Source organism: Pseudomonas sp. GW456-E7 (assembly GCF_059424105.1).
In genome coordinates, this window is sequence record NZ_JBWKZB010000071.1 from 1 (window position 1) to 22655 (window position 22655).

20 protein-coding genes and 3 pseudogenes are annotated in these 22655 nt (G+C 62.3%); 11 read left to right on the forward strand and 12 right to left on the reverse strand.

Annotated elements, in window-relative coordinates:
• Positions 1–24: 24 nt before the first annotated feature.
• The 5 genes and pseudogenes from AC07YV_RS27970 to AC07YV_RS27990 form a co-directional block, all read left to right on the forward strand.
• Positions 25–312: pseudogene (locus AC07YV_RS27970) on the forward strand (NTP transferase domain-containing protein); the annotation flags it as partial.
• A gap of 294 nt (positions 313–606) precedes the next feature.
• Positions 607–2085, forward strand: a complete 1479-nt coding sequence (locus AC07YV_RS27975; protein ID WP_494990380.1) for an aldehyde dehydrogenase family protein — start codon at positions 607–609, stop codon at positions 2083–2085.
• Positions 2086–2979: 894 nt separating this feature from the next.
• A complete protein-coding gene (locus AC07YV_RS27980) occupies positions 2980–3105 on the forward strand; it encodes a hypothetical protein (protein ID WP_256358990.1) in 126 nt (41 codons plus the stop codon).
• A 439-nt stretch (positions 3106–3544) separates the two neighbouring features.
• Positions 3545–4399 (forward strand): annotated as a pseudogene (locus AC07YV_RS27985) (PDC sensor domain-containing protein); the annotation flags it as partial.
• 324 nt (positions 4400–4723) lie between these two features.
• Positions 4724–5260, forward strand: a pseudogene (locus AC07YV_RS27990) (methyl-accepting chemotaxis protein); the annotation flags it as partial.
• A gap of 22 nt (positions 5261–5282) precedes the next feature.
• Here AC07YV_RS27990 and AC07YV_RS27995 read toward each other — a convergent pair.
• Positions 5283–6242 (reverse strand): HlyD family secretion protein, encoded by a 960-nt coding sequence (locus tag AC07YV_RS27995; protein ID WP_102702494.1) that lies wholly within the window; start codon positions 6240–6242, stop codon positions 5283–5285.
• A 3-nt stretch (positions 6243–6245) separates the two neighbouring features.
• On the reverse strand, positions 6246–6617 hold the full coding sequence (locus AC07YV_RS28000; protein WP_102702493.1) for a DUF3302 domain-containing protein: 372 nt from the start codon (positions 6615–6617) through the stop codon (positions 6246–6248).
• A gap of 151 nt (positions 6618–6768) precedes the next feature.
• Between AC07YV_RS28000 and AC07YV_RS28005 the strand changes: the two genes are divergently transcribed.
• The 4 genes from AC07YV_RS28005 to AC07YV_RS28020 all read left to right on the forward strand — a co-directional run bounded on the left by AC07YV_RS28005 (position 6769) and on the right by AC07YV_RS28020 (position 10807).
• The gene (locus AC07YV_RS28005) at positions 6769–7431 is read left to right on the forward strand and encodes a hypothetical protein (RefSeq protein WP_102702492.1); all 663 of its coding nucleotides are present in this window, start codon (positions 6769–6771) and stop codon (positions 7429–7431) included.
• Between the two features lie 77 nt (positions 7432–7508).
• Positions 7509–8591: a sterol desaturase family protein gene (locus AC07YV_RS28010; protein WP_102702491.1), complete on the forward strand. Its 1083-nt coding sequence runs from the start codon at positions 7509–7511 to the stop codon at positions 8589–8591.
• Between the two features lie 327 nt (positions 8592–8918).
• Positions 8919–10139 carry a helix-turn-helix domain-containing protein gene (locus tag AC07YV_RS28015; protein ID WP_102702490.1) on the forward strand — a complete coding sequence of 407 codons (1221 nt, stop codon included), beginning with the start codon at positions 8919–8921 and terminating at the stop codon, positions 10137–10139.
• A 35-nt stretch (positions 10140–10174) separates the two neighbouring features.
• Positions 10175–10807: a Vgb family protein gene (locus tag AC07YV_RS28020; RefSeq protein ID WP_102702489.1), complete on the forward strand. Its 633-nt coding sequence runs from the start codon at positions 10175–10177 to the stop codon at positions 10805–10807.
• A gap of 77 nt (positions 10808–10884) precedes the next feature.
• On the opposite strand, the gene AC07YV_RS28025 is transcribed toward AC07YV_RS28020, so the two are convergent.
• The gene (locus AC07YV_RS28025; protein ID WP_102702488.1) at positions 10885–11286 is read right to left on the reverse strand and encodes a GFA family protein; all 402 of its coding nucleotides are present in this window, start codon (positions 11284–11286) and stop codon (positions 10885–10887) included.
• Between the two features lie 441 nt (positions 11287–11727).
• Here AC07YV_RS28025 and AC07YV_RS28030 point away from each other — a divergent pair, with 441 nt between their 5' ends.
• Positions 11728–11943, forward strand: a complete 216-nt coding sequence (locus AC07YV_RS28030) for a hypothetical protein (protein ID WP_173900867.1) — start codon at positions 11728–11730, stop codon at positions 11941–11943.
• A 173-nt stretch (positions 11944–12116) separates the two neighbouring features.
• Here AC07YV_RS28030 and AC07YV_RS28035 read toward each other — a convergent pair whose 3' ends face one another.
• The 7 genes from AC07YV_RS28035 to AC07YV_RS28065 all read right to left on the reverse strand — a co-directional run bounded on the left by AC07YV_RS28035 (position 12117) and on the right by AC07YV_RS28065 (position 20231).
• Positions 12117–12977, reverse strand: coding sequence for a CAP domain-containing protein (locus tag AC07YV_RS28035; RefSeq protein WP_102702486.1), 861 nt, complete (start codon positions 12975–12977; stop codon positions 12117–12119).
• A gap of 283 nt (positions 12978–13260) precedes the next feature.
• A complete protein-coding gene (locus tag AC07YV_RS28040; RefSeq protein ID WP_102702485.1) occupies positions 13261–13635 on the reverse strand; it encodes a RidA family protein in 375 nt (124 codons plus the stop codon).
• A gap of 30 nt (positions 13636–13665) precedes the next feature.
• Positions 13666–14388, reverse strand: a complete 723-nt coding sequence (locus AC07YV_RS28045) for a DUF3726 domain-containing protein (RefSeq protein WP_102702484.1) — start codon at positions 14386–14388, stop codon at positions 13666–13668.
• A 1-nt stretch (position 14389) separates the two neighbouring features.
• On the reverse strand, positions 14390–16105 hold the full coding sequence (locus AC07YV_RS28050; protein ID WP_102702483.1) for a hypothetical protein: 1716 nt from the start codon (positions 16103–16105) through the stop codon (positions 14390–14392).
• Between the two features lie 23 nt (positions 16106–16128).
• A complete protein-coding gene (locus AC07YV_RS28055; protein WP_102702482.1) occupies positions 16129–17682 on the reverse strand; it encodes a BCCT family transporter in 1554 nt (517 codons plus the stop codon).
• Between the two features lie 106 nt (positions 17683–17788).
• On the reverse strand, positions 17789–18775 hold the full coding sequence (locus AC07YV_RS28060) for a dipeptidase (RefSeq protein ID WP_095967807.1): 987 nt from the start codon (positions 18773–18775) through the stop codon (positions 17789–17791).
• 13 nt (positions 18776–18788) lie between these two features.
• Positions 18789–20231, reverse strand: a complete 1443-nt coding sequence (locus tag AC07YV_RS28065; protein WP_102702481.1) for an aldehyde dehydrogenase family protein — start codon at positions 20229–20231, stop codon at positions 18789–18791.
• Positions 20232–20322: 91 nt separating this feature from the next.
• Between AC07YV_RS28065 and AC07YV_RS28070 the strand changes: the two genes are divergently transcribed.
• Positions 20323–21210, forward strand: a complete 888-nt coding sequence (locus tag AC07YV_RS28070) for a LysR family transcriptional regulator (RefSeq protein ID WP_102702480.1) — start codon at positions 20323–20325, stop codon at positions 21208–21210.
• 2 nt (positions 21211–21212) lie between these two features.
• On the opposite strand, the gene AC07YV_RS28075 is transcribed toward AC07YV_RS28070, so the two are convergent.
• Positions 21213–21851 carry a helix-turn-helix transcriptional regulator gene (locus AC07YV_RS28075; protein WP_102702479.1) on the reverse strand — a complete coding sequence of 213 codons (639 nt, stop codon included), beginning with the start codon at positions 21849–21851 and terminating at the stop codon, positions 21213–21215.
• A 19-nt stretch (positions 21852–21870) separates the two neighbouring features.
• Complete coding sequence (locus tag AC07YV_RS28080; protein ID WP_102702478.1) at positions 21871–22500, reverse strand: hypothetical protein; 630 nt, start codon at positions 22498–22500, stop codon at positions 21871–21873.
• Between the last annotated feature and the right edge of the window lie 155 nt (positions 22501–22655).

The window sequence follows — 22655 nt, forward strand, 5'->3', positions numbered from 1 at the left end:
GTGGTGGGCGCGGGCGGCGGGCAGGTGGCTGAGTACCTGCAGCAGGTCGCACCGACGGCACAGGTGTTTACCCAGCACGAACAACGGGGCACGGCCCACGCGGTACTCGCCGCCCGGCCGGCCTTGCAGGTGCAGCAGCAGGGCTATGTGTTGGTGCTGTTTGGCGATTCCCCCCTGATCACCTCGCAGACCTTGAATCGCTTGCGCAGGGCGTTGATGGACGGCGCGGCGGTGGCGGTGGCGGGTTTTCACACCCAGCGGCCGGGACCCTACGGGCGGCTGCTGGTGGAGCAGGGGCGTTTGCGGGCGATCCGCGAAGCCAGGGATGCGAGCCCCCAGGAGCTGGACATCAACTTCTGCAATGGCGGCGTCATGGGCCTGCGCGCCGATACCTGCCTGTGGTTGCTGGAGCGAATCGGCAACCGCAACGCCCAGGGCGAGTACTACCTCACCGATGCGGTGGCGCTGGCCAACGAGGCGGGGCTGACGGTGACTGCCGTGGAAGTGGAGGAAACCGACGTGCTCGGGGTCAATGACCGCGAGCAATTGCAGGTCGTCGAACAGCTGTACCAGCAGCGTCGGCAGCGCAGGATCAAGGAGTGTGCCATGGGTGACTATCAACGGTTGTACATCGGCGGTGAGTGGGTGACCCCGGTTCAACGCGGTGTTTTCGATACGCTCGATCCGAGTGACGAATCGGTGCTGGCGCGGGTCGCTTCTGCCACGTTCGAGGACGTCGACCGGGCGGTGGCGGCGGCGCGTTCGGCGTTTGATGAGGGGGACTGGCCACGCTGGTCCGGCGCGCAACGGGCCGAGGTCCTGCGCCGTATCGCCGAGGGTATTCGCCACCGTCAGGACGAACTGGCCGCCATCGAAGTGCGCGACAACGGCAAGCCATTGCCGGAAGCATTGTGGGACATCGCCGACACCGCCGGTTGCTTCGATTTCTATGCCGGGTTGGCCGAACAGTCGGATCAACAGGGTGAACAGGCGATCGATGTGCCGGATGCGCGTTTCACGTCATCGGTGATCAAGGAGCCGGTCGGTGTGGTCGCGGCGATCATCCCGTGGAATTTCCCGATGCTGATGGCTTCGTGGAAAGTGGCCCCGGCGCTGGCGGCAGGTTGCACCGTCGTGCTCAAGCCATCGGAGCTGACCCCATTGACCGCCCTCGAACTGGCGGGCATCGCCGACAAGGCAGGCCTGCCGGCCGGGGTACTGAACGTGATCACGGGCCTGGGACGCGAGGCGGGCGCGCCGCTGGCCAAACACCCGTATGTCGACAAAGTCGCCTTCACCGGCAGCGTACCGACCGGGCGCAAGATCATGCAGGCGGCTGCCAACGACATCAAAAACATCAGCCTGGAACTGGGCGGCAAATCACCCTTCGTGATCTTCGCCGACAGCGACATCGACGCCGCCGTGGAGTGGATTCTGTTCGGGATTTTCTGGAACCAGGGCCAGGTCTGTTCAGCCACTTCGCGGGTGCTGGTGGAGCGCGGGTTGTACCCGGCGTTGCTTGAACGCCTGATTGCCGCGACCGAGCAGATTCAGATTGGCCAGGGTTTCGAGGAGGGAGTGAAACTCGGGCCGCTGGTCAGCCAGGGGCAACTGGACAAGGTGCTGGCGGCCATCGCAACCGGTCAGCAAGAGGGCGCGCGGCTGGTGTCGGGCGGTGGGCGGCCGGGCAATCTGGAAAAGGGTTACTACCTGACGCCGGCGATTTTCGCCGATGTCCCCGAGGACAGCTCGGTGTGGCGTGAGGAGATCTTCGGACCGGTGGTGTGCCTGCGCGCCTTCGACACGGAAGCCGAAGCGATCCGATTGGCCAATGACTCGCCGTTCGGCCTGGCGGCCGCGGTGATGTCCCGGGATATCCCGCGTTGCGAACGGGTCGCCCGTGGATTTCGCGCCGGTATCGTCTGGGTCAACTGCTCGCAGCCGACCTTCGTCGAAGCGCCGTGGGGCGGCTACAAGCAGAGCGGCATCGGTCGCGAACTGGGGGAGTGGGGCTACAACAACTACCTGGAAACCAAGCAGATCACCCGCTACAACGGTGAACCCTGGGGGTGGTACCTGAAGTGAACGCGGGTTGGCAGGTGCCCCGCGGCGCTCTCGGGTTTATCGCGAGCAGGCTCGCTCCTACAGTTTTAGCGTGGGCACGGTCCCCTGTGGGAGCTGGCTTGCCAGCGATGGTCGTCAACGATAACGCGGGTTGGCGGGTACCCCGTGGCGCTCTCGGGTTTATCGCGAGCAAGCTCGCTCCTACAGTTTTGGCGTGGGCACGGTCCCCTGTGGGAGCTGGCTTGCCAGCGATGGTCGTTAACGATAACGCGGGTTGGCAGGTACCCCGCGGCGCTCTCAGGTTTATCGCGAGCAGGCTCGCTCCTACAGAAATGGGGCCGTGGCTATCCCCATACATGGGGTATTACACCCACCTGACCGGGCCTTTTTCACCAAACTTGCGTCTCGCCTGGCACACCGTCAAACAGCTTGTTCATTAACGTGGACTTTTTATTGGCCCCGTAGTGATGGCTCATTCGTTGCTTAACCCCTTGGTACCCGCAACAGGTTTCGTCCCGGACATCATGGAGACGGCGGGGCTTCCTGATTCGGCGTACGGCGCAAAAGGGAGAACTGGTGATGGCTTCCACGACTAAATCCATTGCTCTGATCACGAAAAGATCGACACACCGTTATACGCAACTCGCTCAGTTGAGTCTGATGGTTATCGCGTTGTTGATGATGCTGACGTTGTCCGCCGTACTGGCAATGGAGTTGACCCTTTGAGCGCTCTGACCTCTCGTCGCCGATGACGGGGCAGGTCGAATGAAAGCGGGTGGGCCAGCCTGTGAATTACCCAGCCTATGGAACTGCACACCATTCTGGCAATCGAATCCTTTACGGGCGAGACAGGCGTCGTAATGGCTACGCATTCGCATTGAACGCCCTGTATGGCTGTAAAGCCGGGAGGGTTGCATGGGTAACAGCGCGATGGTCAAGTTCTTTGCGGGCTACCTGTTCGTGTGCGCCCTGCTGGCATGGGCAGTGACCCAGGCGTCGCCCTGGATTGCTTCGCACCTGCTGCTCAACTGGATTCTCTAGCACCGCGCCCGGTTTCCCCTGACGCATTCTGGCGGCAGACGAACGGTCATTTGCATTGCACTGTCACGGTGCGTCTCTATATAGTGGCATAACAACATCATCCCCTGATCAGCGGAGCTGCATTCACATCGTTGGGCGCTCTGGCTGACGCCTTGCCCAATAGAGAATGTGCATGCCTAACCGCTCTTTACACTTCAAGTTGTTCTGGACGGCCCTGACTGGAACAGTGGTCGTCATGGCGCTGCTCCTGGGTTCCATTGCCTGGATCGCTTATGGCACGTCGGTAAAGGAAACCTCCGCGCTGGTCGAGACCATCGTCAAGGCCAATGCCAAGGAAGTCGAAGTTGAACTGGGGGCCGGTTTTACCGTGGCCGAGTCGCTGGCCAGTGTCGCCACGGCGATGCAGCAACAGCACGTCGAGCGTGGGGCTGCCGATGCCATGACGCGCCAGTTGCTCGAGGCCAATCCGAACCTGTTGGGCCTGGGGCAATACTGGGAAGCCAATGCGTTCGACGGCAAGGACAGTGACTTCGTCAACCAGCCGAACCACGACGCCACGGGCCGTTACCTGACGTACTGGAATCGCGCGAACGGCACGGTGAAGTCCGAGCCGCTGAGCGGTTACGCTCCGGAGAATGCCGATAACCAGTACTACTACCGGCCGCTGCACACCCGTCAGGCATGGGCGACCGAGCCCTATGTCTACAGCACGGGCAACGGCCAGAAGGTGATGCTGGTGTCGATCATGGCGCCACTGTTGCAGGGCGGCAAAGCGCTGGGTGTGGCCGGTGTCGATATTCCGCTGGAAAACATCAACCGACAGTTGGCGAAAATCGATGCCTATAAAGGCTACGGTGCACTGGTCTCCAGCGACGGGCTGTACGCCAGCCATCCCGATGCCAAGCGCCTGGCACAACCGGCCGACGATTTGCCGGCTGAAGCCAAAAGCGCCATCAAGGCCGGCCAGCCCTATCATTTCGAGCGCGATGGCTGGGGCTATGTGCTGCAACCGGTGCGCATCGGCAAGGCGCCGAACAGTTGGGCGTTGATGGTGGCCTATCCGCTGGCCGAAGCCATGGCCGGCATCAATCACTTCCTCTATACCGCGGTGGTCATCGGCCTGGTGGCGCTGCTGGCGCTGGCCATTGTGCTCTGGCATTTGCTGGCATGGCAGATTCGTCCGCTGTCGGGCCTGACGGTCGGTATCCAGGCCTGGGGCGGTGAACTGGGCCTGCGTTTCGAACAACGCAGCGGCGATGAAACCGGCAAGCTGGCCGGGGCGTTCAACCAGTTCATCCAGCGCCTGGGGGACCTGGTGGGGTCGATCCGCCACAGCAGCGCGACGCTGATGCAGATCTCCACGCACCTGGGCGACACCACCCAGGCGGTGGCCGAGCGCGCCACTTCGCAACACACGGCCACCGAGGAAATGGCCAGCGGCGTCACGGCGCTGGCGCACTCGGTGACGGAAATGTCCCAGCAGGCCGAGGACGTGGAACAACTGGCGCGCAATACCGAGATGCTGACCACGCATATCTCCGGGGACATGAGCCAGACCCTCGCCGGCATCACCCACATCGACCAGACCATGGATGTGGTGGCTGGCGCCGTGGGCGACCTGGAAAAACGCTCGCAGCAGATCGCCGGCATCATCGCGGTGATCCGCAGCATTGCCGACCAGACCAATTTGCTCGCGCTCAACGCGGCGATTGAAGCGGCGCGGGCAGGGGAGCAGGGTCGCGGGTTTGCGGTGGTGGCCGATGAAGTGCGGCAACTGGCCGAGCGCACCAGCCGTTCGACCGGGGAAATCGGCGAGATGATCGGGGCCATTGGTTCGGACGTGCGCAACACCGTCGCCAACGTGCAGCAGGTCGGTGAGGCGGTGCGCCAGGGTGTCGCGCAACTGACCACGTCGGCGCAGGGGGTGGACCAGATCCGCCAGCATGCCCGGGACATTCTGACACGCATCAGCGAAGTGGCGCGCCAGACCCAGAGTCAGGCCGCGACGGGGGAGCAATTGTCCGTCGCGATCCAGGGTGTGAGTCGCATTTCCGAGCAGAATGATCACGCGATCCGCAGCCTGCTCGATCAGTCGTTGCAACTGCGCGACCAGGCCGGTTCGCTGAACCGGCAACTGACCCAATTCAAGGATTGAGCCAGTTACCGATGCTGACGGGTTAGTGGAACGGAAAGATGTAGTTCATCCAGGCAGCCATGCGCAGGAGGATCTTGCGCATCATCGCGATGTGATGGAAATGCTGGCTGTACAACGCCGCCTGGCCGTAGGAACCGCCGGGCATCAGGTCGGCGTACTGGGCATAGTCGGGATCGGTGATTTCAATGATCACCGGTACCCGGCCGGCCGGTGGTGAACCGGTGAAACCGATCAGCGTGCCCGACGGTTGGATCTGGCCTTCGGCGATGACCGAAATCACGGTCTTGACCTTGCCTTCGAACACCTTCCCGGGAATGCCGTCAAATGCGACTTCGGCCTCATCGCCCTCGGTCAGGCGCAACAGGCTGTTCTGCCGCATCCACGCCGAGAAGTAATGACCTTCGGCGGGAATGAACACCATCGACGGGCGCAGCGGCAGCTTGGTCGCCATCATGCCCGGACGCAGCGAAACATGGGTGACGAAGCCTTTGCTGGGCGCACGCACCGTGGTGTTGTCGAGTTCGTACTGCGCGTTGTCCAGTTGTGCCTTCAGGTCGTCGGTCCGGGCGACCACCATATCCAGTTCCCGTTGAGTGCTGAAATTACGCTTGATCAACTCGGTGATCCGCACACGATCGGCCTGGGCGGCAATCAGCTGTGCCTTGAGGGATTTCACCCGGTAATCGAAAGGCGCGGGGTCGATGCGAAACAGCACATCGCCTTTTTCCAGGGGCTGGTTGGTCTTGACCGGCACGTCGATCACCTGGCCACTGACCACGGGAATCACCGGGACCGATACGAAATAGGAACGCGCCACCTCGGAGTAGGGGTGGTTGTAGTTCATCGTGAAAATCAGCGCGCCGATAATCACGATCCCGCCCAGCACCGCCGTGGGCACCGTCCATTTGTTCAGGGGGATGCGGAAGATCTTGAAGATGGCAACGCAGAGTGCCGCATACGTCAGTATGAGTAAGAGATCCATGGCTCAAATGCCCTCGCCGAGATTGTCCGTTGGCCGCCTGCTCTGTGGCGTGCCCGTCGCCGCCTCAAGGCGCTCGATCCGGCCTTGCAGTTCGGCGACCTGTTGTTCGAGGTGAACCACATGGCTCTTGGCTGAGTGTCCGTCACTGAAACCCCAGCCCCGGTCCTCTCGATAGGCCATCGCCCAGATCCACAGGAACGGCCAGAGCGCGTGCAGGGTGAACAGGCTGACCCAGCCGGTGGCGTGGATTGCATCCTGGTGAGGGTGGTTGCGGTGGACGGCAATTTCATAGGGGATGTCGTGGAGCAGGATGATCCCGTAGAACAGGACGAGCCCGACAAAGATCAGCAGGCCCAGCGCGAAGTAATCAAGCATGAATCACTCCTCTTGAAGCAGGTAACGTGTGCGCATGAGTGTAGCCGTTCAATCTACACTTGACGGGGATGCGGATCTCCAGCCCGGGCACCCGGTGCCTGGCCGAAGCGTCGACCGGTACCGTGCAGGTAACCCAAGGGGAGGTGAACTCATGCCAGGCAATGGTCAATTCGAAAGGGCGCCTGTACTTGACCCTGTCGAGCGCATTACCGAGGTGATCTTCGGCCTGCTGATGGCCATGACGTTCACCGGCACCATCAGCGTGGCCACGGCAGACCAGGCCGCCGAACGCACGATGATGCTGGCCGCGCTCGGTTGCAATCTCGCCTGGGGACTGGCCGATGCGGTCATGTACCTGTTGCGCGCACTGGTCGAGCGCACGCGCCGAATCAAGCTGTACCTGGCCCTGCGCAATGGCGCGGACGCCGCGGCCGGTCAGGCGCTCATTGCGCAGGTACTGCCGTTGCAATTCGCGACGGCGGCCGGCAGCGAGGGCCTGGAGTTGTTGCGCCGTCGGCTGCTCGAGCAGCCGCCCTTGCCGATCAGGGCCGGCCTCGGCTGGACTGACTTCAGGGGCGCGTTCGGTGTTTTCCTGTTGGTGGTGTGCTCGACCTTTCCGCTGGTGGTGCCGTTCATACTGCTCGATCAGACGGCACTCGCCATCCGCCTGTCCAACCTGATCGGACTGGTGGTGCTGTTCATCGCAGGCTGGATGCTCGCCAGATACGCTGGCGCCACGCAGTGGCAGGGTGGGGTGATCATGGCCGCTACGGGAGGTGTGCTGATCCTTGCGATCATTGCGCTGGGCGGCTGACAACTGGACATAATTCAGCACACTAAAGACTCATTCTCATTTACAATTGCCCTTCCATTTACGTCGGGCAGCCCGGTATGGATGTTCTTGCCGCAATCCATCTATATTTATCCCAGTGGGTGATCGAGCCGGTCACCCGGCAGTTCCTGGGCATTTTCGACTTCAACGGCAGACTCGGTCTATCCTTTCTCTGCATGTCTTACGGCGTTGCTTATTGCCTGTTCCGGTACCGCAAATCCCGGGGTTTGACCGACGCGCGCACCTTCGTTCAGTTCATCGGTGGCAGCCGGGTTTACCTGCACCGCTCGGCGCTGCTCGACTACCGCTATTACTTCGTACTGGCCATCCTCAAGGTTGTCCTGGTGCTGCCCATCGTCGGCCTGGTCGATCCGTACGTGTTGCGCTCAGCGGACTACATCGCCTTCTTCACCCGGCTGTGGGGCGCGCGCACGCAAGTGGAGGAGCACCTGGCGCTGACCCTGCTCTATGGGCTCGGCGTGTTCCTGGTCAAGGACTTCAGCCATTACTGGGGCCATCGCGCGTTTCATTCGCGGTATCTGTGGGCCTTCCACAAAGTCCATCATTCGGCGCCCGTGCTGGTGCCGGCGACGGCCAGCCGCGTGCACTTTCTGGAAGAGGTGGTGGAAAAGCTCACGGACATCATCTGTATCGGCGCCTTTGCCGGTGTCTTCTGGTACGCCAGTGGCGGGGAGATCAGCCGCTATACCCTGTTTGGCGTGACCTACATGGTGTTCATCTTCAATTGCCTGGCGGCCAACCTGCGTCACAGCCATGTCTGGTTGTCCTTCGGGCCGGTGCTCGAACGGGTGCTGAGCAGCCCGGCGCAACACCAGATTCATCACAGTGATGCGCCACGTCATTTCAACAAGAACTTCGGCATCAACCTGTCGCTGTGGGACTGGATGTTCGGCACGCTGTACGTCACCCGGTCCACACCCGAGGTCATCGCCTTCGGCACTGGGGAACAGGATCACGAGCGTTACCTGACGATGAAGGGTTTGATCGTCACGCCTTTTGTGGATGTTGGCCGCAAACTCCTCTGTGCAATACGCCCGAAAGCACAGCCTCAAAGAGCATCTGATCCGTATTTTTCAGCGCGATCTGCCTCTGTAACGGATACAGCCGCCAGCCCACAATAAATCTCCGGTACGGCCGCACTCGGCGCCCGCTGTACCGCCAATTCATAGTGTGGGAGGCCGCATGGCCAAGATGACGATTTTTCTCGGCGGTTTTCTGCTGTTGACCATCCTGATCGGTGTGCTGGCGACGATTCCTCCGGCGTGATCATTCCGGGGCCCCGTTTGCACCTGTGGACGCGCGGTCGAGCCATTGGTACATGCTCCACAACCCGTCCAGGCCTCCCGCGTTTTGTGCGTGTTCATCGCTGTACGCTCCTGGTGAAAGGTCGTGAATTAGACTAAACCCGGGTATCGAAGAGTGGGAGTGACAAGCGTGACGGGATTTCGATGGACTCGATGATCACGGCCGCCGCCCAGGCGCTGGCGGCGGGCAATCCACTGGGCGCACTGGACCGCGTGGCCTTGCGCGACGATGCGCCGGCGCTGGCCCTGCGCGGCATCGCCATGGCGCAACTGGGCGATCTGGTGCGCGCCCGGGCGCTGGTCAAGCGCGCGCACCGAGCCTTTTCGCCCAGGGAAGTGCTGGCCCGTGCCCGATGCGTGGTGGCCGAGGCCGAAATCGCCCTGGCGTCGCGGGACCTCGGTTGGCCGGTCAAGGCGCTCGAAACGGCGCGGGTCACCCTTGAGCACCACGGTGACCGGGTCAATGCCGCCCATGCGCGGTATCTGCAAATCCGCCGTTTGCTGCTGATCGGCCAGCTCGATGAGGCGCAGCAGTTGCTGGCCAGTCTCGACCCCGGCCCCTTGCCGCCAGCCTTGCGCGCAACCCATGAGCTGGTGCTGGCGGGGATCGCCATTCGCCGCCTGCAATCGAACGCGGCACGGGAGGCGTTGACGCGAGCCGGGCAGGCTGCCGGTCAGACGGGGATTGCCGCGCTGATCGCTGAAGTCGAACAGGTGGCGCGCCTGCTCGACGCACCCGCGGCACGCCTGATTGCCCGGGGTGAGGAGCGTGCGCTGCTGCTCGATGAAGTGGAAGCCTTGCTCGGTTCAACGGCGTTGGTGGTGGACGCCTGCCGGTACGTTGTGCGGGGCTGCGGCATGTCGGTGTCGCTCGCGACGCGGCCGATCCTGTTCGTGCTCGCCCGCACCCTGGCCGAAGCCTGGCCCGCCGATGTTGCGCGGGAAACGCTGATCGCCCGGGCGTTCCGTCTGAAGCTCTCGGATGAGTCCCATCGTGCCCGGCTTCGCGTGGAAATCGGCCGGCTGCGTAAGGCGCTCAAGCCGTTGGCCGGCGTCATCGCGACGCCCCGTGGTTTTGCCCTACAAACGTCCGTGTGCTCGGAGGTGGTGACACTGGCGCAACCGGTCGAGGAAAAATTTGCCGCGGTATTTGCCTGCCTCGCCGATGGCGAGTCGTGGTCGAGTTCCGCCCTGGCCCTGGCGCTGGGTACCAGCCAGCGCACGGTGCAGCGTGCGCTCGATACGCTGGCGGAGCAGGGCAAGGTGCAGTGGTTTGGCCGAGGCCGCGCGCGGCGCTGGATGACGCCGCCCGTGCCGGGATTCGCGACGACCTTGTTACTCCCGGCGCCGCTGCCCGGTGGCTAGGATGAACGCCACCAACCCCCATTGAGGAATGCCAGATGAAACACGCAACTGCTGAAGTCATTCGTGAGTATGGCCCGTTTGCCGAAGTCGATCATGTGTGCGGCGTCACTTGGGACGGCGAAAAGGTCTGGTTCGCCAGCAACAGCAAAATCAACGCCCTCGACCCGGAAAGCGGCAAGCTGCTGGACTCGATCGATGTCGCTGCCCATGCCGGCACCGCGTTCGATGGCGAGCACCTGTTCCAGATCGCCGACGACCGCATCCACAAGATCGACCCCCGCACCGGGCGCATCCTCTCGACGATTCCGGCCCCCGGCGCCGGCACCGATTCGGGGCTGACCTGGGCCGAAGGGACGTTGTGGGTGGGCCAGTACCGCGAACGCAAGATCCACCAGATCGACCCCGAGACCGGCAAGATCCTGCGCACCCTCGAATCCAACCGTTTCGTTACCGGCGTGACCTGGGTGCAAGGTTCGCTGTGGCATGGCACCTGGGAGGGCGACGAAAGTGAGTTGCGGCGCATCGACTCGCAAACCGGTGAAGTACTCGAGAGCCTCAGGCTGCCCGAAGGCGTCGGCGTGTCGGGACTGGAGTCCGATGGCGGCGAGCGGTTGTTCTGCGGTGGCGGCGAAAGCGGCAAGGTGAGGGTGGTGCGCAGGCCTTCGTGAGGCACGGATCTGTGTACACCCACTGCCTCCTGTGGGAGCGGGCAGTGGGTGTATGCAAAATCTGCAAGCAACCTCACTCAGTCCGCTTGTGGATGCTGATCGCTGATCTCGTACCAATCCGCTTTCGAGCCGACGCAAACATGCTTTTGCTTGCGTGTCCGTAGCGGCGTATCCAGCGAGCCCACGGCAATCGAAACCCACTCGGAAAACGCGCCTGTCGAGTCAGTCCAGAACAGCGAAGATCCGCAGCGGCAACAGAACTGCCGCGAGACACCTTTGGACGATTCATAGGCTTGAAGCGAATCTGCACCGCTCATGATCGACAGCGACGAGGCGGGCGCGCTCGCGTAGGTCGCAAACGCCGCCCCATGGCTCTTTCGGCATTGGCTGCAATGGCAATGGGTGAGAGCTTTCAGCTCGCTCGACACGCCATATTTGACCGCGCCGCAAAGGCAGCTGCCCTGGTGAAACTCATCCATGTAAAGTCATCCCTGGATCAATAGTATTTTTCCGTCCTGCCATGTTTTCTGCTGGTCGAAATCGGTCTAAAAGCCCGGTTGGCAATCGTCCCTGTTTTGCTATCCTCAACCTTGTAGGTGAAGACGCAGACTGATGCGCAAAAGGATAGCAAGGAGACGTGGGGCGCGTTCCGAAGGGTACACGGTTAGAAAGATCCCCGCGCTGGGATCCAGCCCTTATGCCGTGTGAAGCAGAAGAGTTCCATTACAGTTTCACGACTCTTTTGTGGGAGGCCTGATAAACCTTGTAAGCCGGAGACCAGCACCGGCCACCTACTTATACTCACCCGCGAAGCCCGCCCAGTGCGGGCTTTTTAATGCCTTGGTTTTTTCACGATGTAGGAGCCAGCGTGGGCATGACCCCTTGTGGGAGCTGGCTTGTCGGGTCGCCGCATCGCAGCGATGGTCGTTAACGATTACGCGGGTGAGCTGGATGAACGCGCCGTACTGGAGTCCATCGCCAGCAAGCTGGCTCCTACAGTAGTTTCAGCGTGGGCAGGGCCCCTTGTGGGAGCTGACCTGCCAGCGATGGTCGTCAACGATAACGCGGGTGAACTGGATGAACGCGGCGCACTGGAGTTCATCGCCAGCAAGCTGGCTCCTACAGGTATTGCGTGAAAAACGACGCGGACGCGGTCCCCTGTGGGAGCTGGCTTGCCAGCGATGGTCGTTAACGATAACGCGGGTGAACAGGATGAACGCGGCGTGCTTGAGTCCATCGCCAGCAGGCTGGCTCCTACAGTAACCGTCGAGACCTTTTTAATGCCCGCAAGGTGGGGCTGGCCGGCCGCTCAAGGCGCGCCGAACAGCATCGTCCAGTAAACACCGTTGTCGCTGCGGGCATTGGCGGCGTACGCGGCACCGACCTGGGTGAACATCGGGTTCATCAGGTTGGCGCAGTGCCCGGGACTGGCGAGCCAACCGGCCATGGCCTTGCTCGGCGAACCTTGCCCGGCGGCGATGTTTTCACCGATCTGCCGGCCACGGTAGCCGGCAGCCCTGGCGCGGTCTGCCGGCATGTCACCGTCGGGGTCCTGGTGGGCGAAATAGTTGCCGTAGGCCATGTCCTTGCTGTGATGTTGTGCGGCGGAACCCAAGGCCGCACTCCAGGACAGCGGCCGCGCGGCGGCGAAACGTTGGCGACCGCACAGGCGCGGCTTGGCCCGGGCAGCGTTGACCTGCGCCAGCAACGCCTGGGCGGCGCTGCGTGGATCGGCGGTTTGCCGGTCGAGCACCGGCCGCGCCAGTACCACTTGCCACTCGCTCCCGGCGCGGCTGACGCCGATGTCGGCGTACTGGTTGTCGAGCAGTGCGGCGCAGTGCTCGTCCTGGAACATATCGAAGGCTTCTTCGGCGTCCCGAGCACCGACCACGCGGATAGAGCGCACCATGGTCGCCTGATAGCCGGAAGCCTTTAACCGGTCCCGCAACCCACCGCCATAGCCAACGGGCAGGGCCAGGTTCGATTTGAGCGTCAGGGGTGACAAGCGTTGCGCGGGCCGCCGGTCGCAACGTTGCGGATGGGCGCGGTAGTCGTTGATGGCGTCGACCAGTTGCCGTTGCCCATCGGCGTGGGCGGGGCTGGCAAAAACGGGGATCAGGGAACACAGGCACAGCGAAGTAAAGCGCAAGGCAACGACGGTTTGGCGCATGAACGGACAACTCGGATGAGATGACGACGAAAGGAGTGGGGAAAAACGCAGGGTATGACTGGTGACTCGACACAAGGTTCACGGCGCGAGCGAACCTGTTTGTGGCCGGAACCGAATGTCCGACGAAGGGTAGGACTTCTGTGGGAGCGGGCTTGCTCCGGGCGGCGTTCCGACGAAGGCGGTGTGTCAGGTAGCATCCATGTCGTCTGACACACCGCCTTCGCGAGCAAGCCCGCTCCCACAGGTTTTGTGTACACCAGTGACCGCTGCGGTCCTGAATCGATCAATCCACGCAGGCGTACACCACCAGCTCCACCAGCATTTCTTCCCGTGCCAGGCCCGCCACGACCATGGCCGCGCGGTTTGGGTAGGGCGCCTGGAAGTACTCGGCGTAGACCGCATTCACGGTTGCCAGGTAGCTGCGGTCGGTCACGTAGATCAGTACCTGGGTGACCGCGTCCAGCGAACTTTCGGCGGCTTGCAGCGTGTGGCGCAGATTGTCCAGGGTCTGCCGGGTCTGCGCTTCGATGCCGCCGCTCACCACCTGGCCCTGGCGGTCGATGGGGATTTGCGCGGTGTACAGCGTGCCGTTGCCGACAACCGCCCATTCCAGTGGCGCGCGCGAGGCAAAGAGGTCGGTTTTGATCGCCTGTTTCATTGATGCTTCCTGATGCGGATTTGAGGGGGGTTACCGGGCGTCGCTGCCTTCGCCGGCTCCACGGCGACGGGATTCTTCGGTGCTTTCCACCAGCACCCGTTCACCCAGTTTCTTCAACTGGGCCCAGACTTCATCGTCGACCTGCAGCCCGCCCGCGGGTGTTGGCTGGCGGTGTTCAAACGTCGGGGCCGCGTCTTCGGCACTCAGGCGTGGCAGCAGCGCGAAGTGCCGGGAAATCAGCACGTTGATGCTTTGCTCATCACCCTGCGCCGGTTGCGGCAGGTCATACACGCGCACGGACGGGCCTGTGCTCCCGGCGCTGAAAGTGGCCACCAGTTCCTGCCGGGCATCGCGCCAGTACACACAAAAATTCAGGCCTTCTCCGGCACAGCGCGCCAGGTAGCCCAGCAGCAGAACGCGGTTGTGGCAATGGCGGACGCGGATCAGCGCACTGCCGCCGCGCAAGGCCTTGGCCACCCCCAGTTCGATGGCCTGGGCGGCGCAGCGCAATACGCTCTGGCCATGGGCATCGAGGGTCAGCTGCGTGGCGTCTTCGTAGCAGGTTTCGATGGGGCGATCGACTTCATCGTGAAGAAAGTCCAACGCCTTTTTCAGCGCACCGATACCGTCGAGGCCTTGCTGTTGCAGCCTGCCAATCATCTCGGCGGCGTCGTCGCAATCACCGGGTGCAAAACCGATGCCTTCGAAGGCCTTGCGGCAGATCACCTGGATTTCATTGAGCGATACACGCATTTCAGAGTGCTCCGGCAGCGTTGGTCAGTTCAGGCATGACGGCAAAATTCCAGTCGTCGGGGAACGGCTGGCCAATCTCGCTGACCAGCGGTGCCCCCTGAAACAAGGTGATGCGCACCCAGCGGCTGGACTTGGGGTCGAACTTGCCGGCGCCGAAGAACGCCAGCTTGCAGCGCAGCAAGTGGATCGGCAGCATGCTGCGGTCCATCAGGTTGGCGCGGATCTCCCCGAAGGCGCAGCGGGCCATGCCCTGCAGGCGGCAGACGGTGCCTTTGAACTGCGGCAGCGCCAGCAGAAAGTGCGCGGTCAATTGCCGTGGGTGTTGCTCGCGGTAGGCAAGCAGGGCCCGATGACAACGTTGAATGTTGTGCGCGATCCCCAACTGCATTTCTTTCTCGGCGCCAGGCTCCATGGCCCGTTCACCCAGGCGTGGTTCTTCCTTTTCCGCCGAGCGATACCAGAAAAAGTGGTTGGCCTCGGCGCCGCTCAAGTCGTAATCGAGCGCCCAGCGGTACTGGGTCTCGATGAGATCGCACAGCTCATCCAATGGCATTTCGGCGTTCAGGCGAAACCCCTCGTTGACCGACATCTGCTCGGCCAGCGGATCGACCTGTTCGGGGTACAACTCCAGCAGCAGGCTGACCAGCAGTTCCTGGCAACCGGCGCCGACGCTCACTTCGGCCCAGGCCTGCAGGCGCGACCACAAACCCGCGTTGACCGACTGCCCTGCGAACCACTCGGCCAGTTGTCCGAGATCGGCCAGCGTCTGCTGGTCAATGGCGCTTTGCCGTTGGTCCTCGGTGCTGGTTTGCTGCAAGTGCCGGCGAGCCCGTAGCAGCAACGCCTGGAAGCGCTGGGCATGAGGCAGGTCAGCTGCTTGTGCCACCACCTTTGCCAGTGCGGTTTCCCTGGCCCACACCCATTGGTTGACCAGTTGCGGGTGATTGATCAGGAACGGGGCCATGCCCAACCCCGTGGAATTGCCGACCCCAAGGTAACGCTGCAGGGCAGGGTCCAGACCCACCGCCCGCTGCGGGTTGCGCGCCCGGGCCATGTGTTCGATCTGCTCGATGCTGAAATGCCGCAACAGGTACACGGTAAACATCTGGGCGCTGAAGGGTTGCGTGAAGTCCACGGTGCCTTGCAGGCAACTGAAGTCGGCGATGCCGAACTTGCCGTTGCCGTACACCGCGGTGGTGCGATACAGGTAGCCGACCTCGGCCAGTTGCCGTGGGTCTGGCTGACAGCCTTCGGCCAGCGCCTCGAGAAAACGCTCAAAGTTGCGCAGGCTACGGTTGGCCCGCGACAGCACCAGCACGCGCGAATCAAAACGCCCGGCTTCCTGTAGCGGTACATTGCGTCGCAAGTCGGCCAACTGCTGTTCGTCGACATCACCGGCAAGCAGGACAAAACTGACGTCCCATTGATCGGCTATCACCCGGTCGCTACGTTTTTCCGGCGGCAGGTACATGGAGAAAATCACGCAGTGATAGTGGGCACTGGCGGTGTCGATGCGGTAGATCGCCGTACCGAAGCCCTCGGCATCCAGGTCGAAGCAGGTGCGCTGGATGCGCCACTGCTCGTTCATCATCCGCCGCATGCTGCTGCGCACGAAACTCAAGCGGCTTTGAAAGTGGCTGCCCAGCCGATCCAGGTCCATGACCCGGGCGGCGGGCCGCAAGGCCGAAGCGGTGTCTGTGTCGGTGTGCGACATCATTGCGATTCCTGAACTGTTCATCATCAGACTGCCTGTTCGCGAGCCATCTGCCGGGCGATGCGCAGTGCATCCCAGAGCGACGGCAGGATCAGCAGTGAAACCGGTACGGCAGTAATCACGATAAAGGATTGCAGCGCCGTGACCCCGCCCGAACCAATGGTGATCAACACCACCGCGGCCAGGCCCATGCCGATGGCCCAGAATGCACGCAGCCATGGTTTCGGCTTGTCATTGCTGGACATTGCCATCGCCACGGTGAACGCCATCGCATCGCCGTTGGTGGCCACGGAAATGAAGCTCAGGAACAGGAACAGCGCCGAGATCAGTCCACCCAGGGGCAAGTTCTGGGTGACGCCCAGCAGCAAGTCTTCGGGCTGCGCGCCGTGGGCGGTGACGATGCCCGGTGTCTGCAACTCCATGCCGATGCCTGCGCCGCCGACCACGGTGAACCAGAACATGGTCACCAGCGGGGCGATGATCGACAGGGTCATGATCACTTCGCGGATGGTCCGGCCACGGGAAATCTTCGCCACGTACAGGGCGACCATCGGCGCGTAGCCAATGAACCAGCCCCAGTAGAACACCGTCCACCAGTCGAGCCATTTCGGATCGGCGCGGAACAGGGTCATCGGCATGAACTGCTCCAGGTGCAAGGCGAACGCCGTGGGAAAACCGCCGAGAATGAAAGCGGTGGGCCCCAGCAGCACCATGAACACCGCCAGGCCGATCATCAGCCAGACGTTGATTTCACTGACGAAACGAATGCCCTTGAGCCCGACCAGGCAAGACGTGGTGTACATCACCGTGACCAGCACGATGGTGATGGACTGCACCACCAGGTCATTGGGAATGCCCCAGACCGAGTGCAATGCACTGCTGATTTGCAGGCCGAGGAAACCGATCGGGCCGATGGTGCCGGCGACGACGGCGATGATCGATGTGGCATCCGCCAGCGTGCCGATCGGTCCCTTGAGCGCACGCTCACCGAACAACGGATAGAGCAGGGTGCGCGGTGCCAGTGGCAAGCCTTTGTCGTAGTGCAAATGCATCAGCACGATGGCCAGCAGACTGCCCAGCACGGCCCAGGCCAGGAAGCCCCAGTGCACGAACGATTGCGCCAGCGCAGCGTGTGCGGCGGCATCGCTGTGAGGTTGCACCCCGGCGAACAACGGCGGTGGGCTGGCGAAGTGCATCATCGGTTCCGCTGCCGCCCAGAATGCGCCGCCCCCGGCGAGCAGGGCGCACATGATCACGGCGATCCAGTTGAAGGTGCTGGAGTCGGGTCGCTGATCGACGCCGCCCAGCCTGACGCGCCCGCACTTGCTGAAGCAGATGATCAGGCTCATGCCAAAGGTCGCCAGCATCAGGATCTGCCAGTACAACCCGAAGAACTTCGTCGACCAGGCGAACAGCGTGTTCACCAACAGCGATACGCCATCGATGTCGATCAGTGCCGCGATCAGGAAGGCGCCGAGGAAGCCGCCGCTGATTAAGAACAGCGGCCAGTCGATGTCTTTTTTCGGCGGTGCAAGGTCCAGTGGCTGGACGTCGGCTTGCAGGGAGTCGGATGTTTTCATGATGCCTCCAAAATACGCGCCTGGGGCTGTGCATCGCCGGTCGGGGAGATGAACGGGAGGCTATTGTTGTTATTTTTCATGCTGTCCTCACGGTGTCGATCAAGAGTCAGTTTTGCGCCGTCGTAGCGTTTTCCAGCAGGCGCAACCAGTTGAGTCCCATGATGTTGCGTACCTCGTCCTCGGCGAATCCCCGGTCGCGCAGGCCCTGGGCGATGACCGGGAAATCCCGGCTGTCGCGGAACCATTGCAGCGGTGCCGGCCAGTTGGCGTTGTCCTTTGATCCTTCGCCGTAATCCTTGTCTTTGCTCCAGCGCCCGTTGCGCATCCATTCGAGCACTTGCAGGGGTTGTTGCTGGCACAGGTCGGTGCCGATGCCGATGTGTTCGACGCCCATCAGCTCTGCCGTGCTGGCGACCATGTCGCAGAACGATTCCAGGGTGCAGCCCGACGCACCCTTGAGGTGGAAGGGGTACGTGCTGAAACCCAGCAGGCCGCCGGACTCGGCGATACCGCGCAATACCGCGTTGGACTTGTTGCGCTTGGCCGCGTGGAAACTCGACGGGTTGGCGTGGGAGACGATCACCGGCCGGCTCGACAGCTCGATGGCTTCCAGGGTGCTGCGCTCGGCGCTGTGGGACATGTCGATCAGCATGCCGACGCGGTTCATCTCGCGGATCACCTGGCGGCCGAAGCGGCTGATGCCATTGTCTTCGGCCTCGTAGCAACCGCTGGCCAGCAGGCTCTGGTTGTTGTAGGTGAGCTGCATGATCAGCACGCCAAGCTGGCGGAAAACCTCCACCAGGCTGATGTCGTCTTCAATCGGCGAGCAGTTCTGGAAACCGAAGAAAATCCCGACGCGGCCTTCCTGATGCGCCAGGCGAATGTCCGAAGCCTCGCGTACCGGACGAATCAGCTCGGGCCAGGTTTCGAAGCGACGGTTCCACTCGCCGATTCGCGACAGGGTTTCCCGGGCGTTCTCGTGGTAGGCGATGGTGGCGTGCACCGCGCTCAGGCCACCTTCCTGCATCTGGCGAAAGATCGCTTCGTTCCAGTGGGAATATTGCAGGCCGTCGATCATCAATAAGTCGTGCATGCCGATCTCCCGTTCAAGGTCGCACGTAGGTGGTCTTGACCACGGTGTAGAACTCGCGGGCGTATTGCCCTTGCTCCCGTGGCCCGAAGCTGGAGGCTTTGCGGCCGCCGAACGGCACGTGGTAGTCGGTGCCGGCGGTGGGCAGGTTGACCATGACGCAACCGGTGCGGGCACGGCGCTTGAAGTCGCTGGCATAACGCAGTGACTGGGTGATGATCCCGGCGGTGAGGCCGTATTCGGTGTCGTTCAACACGGCGAGGGCTTCTTCGTAATCGCTGACCCGGATCACACAGGCAATCGGTCCGAAGACTTCCTCGCGGTTGATGCGCATGTTGTTGTGACTGTTGATGAACAGGGCGGGGCGCATGTAGTGCCCGGCCGGTTGCAGGTTGAGCAATTGGCCGCCCTCGACCAGGGTCGCGCCTTCGTCTTTGGCCAGTTGCAGGTAATGGAGGTTCTGTTCCAGTTGTCGGGCTTCGGCCACCGGGCCGATCTGCACCCCTTGTCCGAGGGCATGGCCGACTTTCAACTGACGCATGCGCGCCACCAGTGCTTCGACGAAACGGTCATGGATGCCGTCGCAGACGATCAATCGCGAAGAGGCCGTGCACTTTTGCCCGGTGCCGAAGAAGGCGCCGTTCAACGCACATTCCACGGCGACGTCGAGGTCGGCGTCATCGAGCACCACCAAGGCGTTCTTGCTGCCCATTTCCAGTTGGCAACGCACCAGATTGCCGGCGGTGGCGACCGCGACGCGGCGACCGGTCTGCAGGGAGCCGGTGAAGGTCAATGCGTCGATGTCGGCGGACTGGATCAGGCTTTCGCCGACCACGGCGCCACTGCCCATGACCAGGTTGAAGGTGCCGGCAGGCAAGGCCTGGCGGCTGATGATTTCAGTCAGGGCCCAGGCGCTGGCCGGCACCAGGTTGGCCGGTTTGAACACCACGGCGTTGCCGAAGGCCAGGGCCGGGGCAATCTTCCATGCGGCGGTGGCCATGGGGAAATTCCATGGCGTGATGATGCCGACCACGCCCACCGGTTCACGCTGGACTTCGATCTCGATGCCGGGGCGTACCGAAGCGGCTGTCTCGCCCATCTGGCGCAGCACTTCAGCGGCGTAGTAGTGGAAGAACTGCGCGGAGCGATTGACCTCGCCGATGCCCTCGGCCAGCGGCTTGCCTTCTTCCCGAGAGAGCAGTTCGCCGAGTTCTTCCTTGCGCGCCATCAACTCGTTGCCGATGGCCATCAACACCTGCTGGCGCTGCTCCAGGCCGCTGGCGGCCCATTGCGGCTGGGCGTCGCGGGCGGCGGCGATGGCATCCAGTGTCTGTTCGGTGCTGGCCTGATGGTAATGGCCAATGAGGTCTTGAACATCCGAAGGGCTGTGGTTGGCGATGACGCCTTGGCCTTCGCACCAGTTACCGCCGATGTAGTTTTTGCAGGGTTGCAGTGCCATGGGAACCTCCGATTGCGTTGGTCCCATCTTGAGAGTATTACTCTGCAAATAAAAATTAATAATAAATATGAAATGATAAGGAAAACTAACCGTGTTGCCCGAGCTGAAGATCACCCAACTGCGCTATTTCGTCCTGGTTGCCCAGCTGAAAAGCTTTCACGGCGCCGCAAGGCAGGCCTATCGCACGCAACCGGCGCTGTCCCTGGCTGTGCGCGAGCTGGAGCAGAAGCTCGGCCAGCCGTTGTTCGAAAAGGGTGGCAAAACCGAACTGACGCCATTCGGCGAGCACTGTTTACCGCTGTTCCAGGATTTGCTGGCGCATCACGACCGCATCGCCCGCGAAGTCAGCTTGCTGGCGCGGCATGAAATCGGTCAGGTGAGCATCGCGACGGTGCCGTCGGTGGCCAGTCGGTTGTTGCCGCATCTGCTCGCACGGTTTGTCAGCGAGCACCCGAAAATGCAGATCAGCATGCAGGATGGCAATGCCGACAGCGTCCAGCAGTTATTGGTCCAGGGGCAGGTGGATTTTGCGATCAGCAGCGTGTGGACGGCGGACGAAAACATTGAGTTCGTGCCGATCCTGAGTGACCGGGTGGGCGTGGTCTGCCGCCACGATCATCCATTGGTGGCGAACGGCGAGGCCTTGCATTGGTCGAGCCTGCAAGCCTATCCCCTGGTGCGCAATGGCACCTCGCGCTTGCTCGCAGGCACGGACGCGGCGGGGTTGCTGGACAGCAGTCTGCTGTTTGTCTCCAACATGATTTCGCTGATCGCGATGCTGGAAGAGGGCATCGGCATCACGACGCTGCCGTCCCTGGCGTTCCCGCAGGGCAACGAGAAACTGGTGTTCCTGCCACTGTCCGAACCACGGGTGGAACGCCAGATCGGCATCCTGTGTCGCAAGGGGCACAGCCTGTCGCCGGCGGCAGCCGAGTTGATGGGGTTTCTCAAAGCGAACATGCAGATGGTCGAGCTGTAAGGTCAGTCTCCGAGTGGCGGCTCCGGGCTTTCTGTCGGTCGCAGCCTGAAGCGACAGACATGCCCGCCACGCACCATGCACTCGCTGTGCTCGACTTCACCGCCGCCCAACGCGCCGATCAAGGCCAGGTCCAGTTCGCAGACCACCGGATGCTCGGCGGCCAGGCGATGGAACACGCAGTTATGCGCGACGATTTCCGGCGAGTCGCCTGAGCGAAAAAACACCTCGGCTTCGTAGCCCGCCTGGTTCATGTGCTGGACGATCCTGGTTTCGTCGACGACCTGTTGTTCACGATCCAGCGCCAGTTTGCGGCCCATGCTGCGCATCAGCGAGGCCAGGGCTTCGGGGCCGATGATGGCGGCGACTTCATCGATCAGGACGCTGGCCAGTAGCTGATAGTGGCGAGGGAACTGCTCCCGTGCGTGATCGGTGAGCCGATACAGCTGCTCCGGACGACGACCCGTCGGGCGGGTGTCGCCGCGTAGCACCAGGTCGTCACGCTCCAGCGCCGCCAGGTGTTGGCGGATCGCCGTGCGCGTGACGGCCAGGTGTTCAGCCAGCTCGTCAATGCTCATGCCGCCGGCATGGTGCAGCAGCGCATTGAGCAGGTCTTGCTGTGTTCGGCCCAGTCCTTCCAGCATGGGATACCCTCGCGCGATATCAGAACTTGTCCGGGAATTGCTTGACCAACGCGCCGGTCAACGCATCGGCCAGGGCCAGGATGTGCGTGCGCATCATCGCCCAGGTACGGGCTTCGCCGGCGTAATCATGTGCCGCGAATTCATCGATCTGGGTGATGTGGTGACCGCCATGGGCTGACAACATCGTCACCAGTGTCACCTCAGGCAGATTGGGGTTCGCCGTGGCCAGGAACGCCGCAATCGCCTTGGCATTGCCGGTCAACTCGGTGACGGCGGCCTGCTTGCCCTTGGCGTCTTTGGCAACGGTGGCATCGCTGTAGTGTTTCACCGCGCCCCAATGGCCGGCAAGCAGCTTGAGCAGTTGATCCGCCGCCGGTTGGCCGTAGAGCGGGGCGATGCTGTTGGCGATCTTGGTGGCGTTGTCGACCACCTGGTCGGCTGCGACCTTGGCTTGTTTCTGGTCGGCGGATTGATTGGCCAGTGCGTAGTTTCTGATCCAGAAAATGTGTTCGACCCAAAGGTCACGCTCGGCCAGGCGCGTGGTCAGCGCGGGGCTGTCGGCAGCGGCGGGTGAGGCGGCAGGCGTCTGGCTCCAGACCGGTTGCGCACAGAAAGCCAGCAGGAGCAAAGCCAGGGTTTTGATATTCATGACGGCACCCTCTGAGAGTGGGAATGTTCGACAATATCAATATAGGCATAAAAATATGTTTTAATTGGCTGAAGGCAGAATCTCGGACCAATGGTCACGACTGAAGGGCTTTCTGTGGTGGGTGTCTGATAGAGGGTTTTTCAAACCTGATCTAC

Coding starts and splice junctions, on each gene's coding strand:
- AC07YV_RS27975 (WP_494990380.1), top strand. CDS start 607: ATGGGTGACTATCAACGGTTGTACATCGGCGGTGAGTGGGTGACCCCG.
- AC07YV_RS27980 (WP_256358990.1), top strand. CDS start 2,980: ATGGGTAACAGCGCGATGGTCAAGTTCTTTGCGGGCTACCTGTTCGTG.
- AC07YV_RS27995 (WP_102702494.1), bottom strand. CDS start 6,242: ATGGATCTCTTACTCATACTGACGTATGCGGCACTCTGCGTTGCCATC.
- AC07YV_RS28000 (WP_102702493.1), bottom strand. CDS start 6,617: ATGCTTGATTACTTCGCGCTGGGCCTGCTGATCTTTGTCGGGCTCGTC.
- AC07YV_RS28005 (WP_102702492.1), top strand. CDS start 6,769: ATGCCAGGCAATGGTCAATTCGAAAGGGCGCCTGTACTTGACCCTGTC.
- AC07YV_RS28010 (WP_102702491.1), top strand. CDS start 7,509: ATGGATGTTCTTGCCGCAATCCATCTATATTTATCCCAGTGGGTGATC.
- AC07YV_RS28015 (WP_102702490.1), top strand. CDS start 8,919: ATGGACTCGATGATCACGGCCGCCGCCCAGGCGCTGGCGGCGGGCAAT.
- AC07YV_RS28020 (WP_102702489.1), top strand. CDS start 10,175: ATGAAACACGCAACTGCTGAAGTCATTCGTGAGTATGGCCCGTTTGCC.
- AC07YV_RS28025 (WP_102702488.1), bottom strand. CDS start 11,286: ATGGATGAGTTTCACCAGGGCAGCTGCCTTTGCGGCGCGGTCAAATAT.
- AC07YV_RS28030 (WP_173900867.1), top strand. CDS start 11,728: ATGGTCGTTAACGATTACGCGGGTGAGCTGGATGAACGCGCCGTACTG.
- AC07YV_RS28035 (WP_102702486.1), bottom strand. CDS start 12,977: ATGCGCCAAACCGTCGTTGCCTTGCGCTTTACTTCGCTGTGCCTGTGT.
- AC07YV_RS28040 (WP_102702485.1), bottom strand. CDS start 13,635: ATGAAACAGGCGATCAAAACCGACCTCTTTGCCTCGCGCGCGCCACTG.
- AC07YV_RS28045 (WP_102702484.1), bottom strand. CDS start 14,388: ATGCGTGTATCGCTCAATGAAATCCAGGTGATCTGCCGCAAGGCCTTC.
- AC07YV_RS28050 (WP_102702483.1), bottom strand. CDS start 16,105: ATGATGTCGCACACCGACACAGACACCGCTTCGGCCTTGCGGCCCGCC.
- AC07YV_RS28055 (WP_102702482.1), bottom strand. CDS start 17,682: ATGAAAACATCCGACTCCCTGCAAGCCGACGTCCAGCCACTGGACCTT.
- AC07YV_RS28060 (WP_095967807.1), bottom strand. CDS start 18,775: ATGCACGACTTATTGATGATCGACGGCCTGCAATATTCCCACTGGAAC.
- AC07YV_RS28065 (WP_102702481.1), bottom strand. CDS start 20,231: ATGGCACTGCAACCCTGCAAAAACTACATCGGCGGTAACTGGTGCGAA.
- AC07YV_RS28075 (WP_102702479.1), bottom strand. CDS start 21,851: ATGCTGGAAGGACTGGGCCGAACACAGCAAGACCTGCTCAATGCGCTG.
- AC07YV_RS28080 (WP_102702478.1), bottom strand. CDS start 22,500: ATGAATATCAAAACCCTGGCTTTGCTCCTGCTGGCTTTCTGTGCGCAA.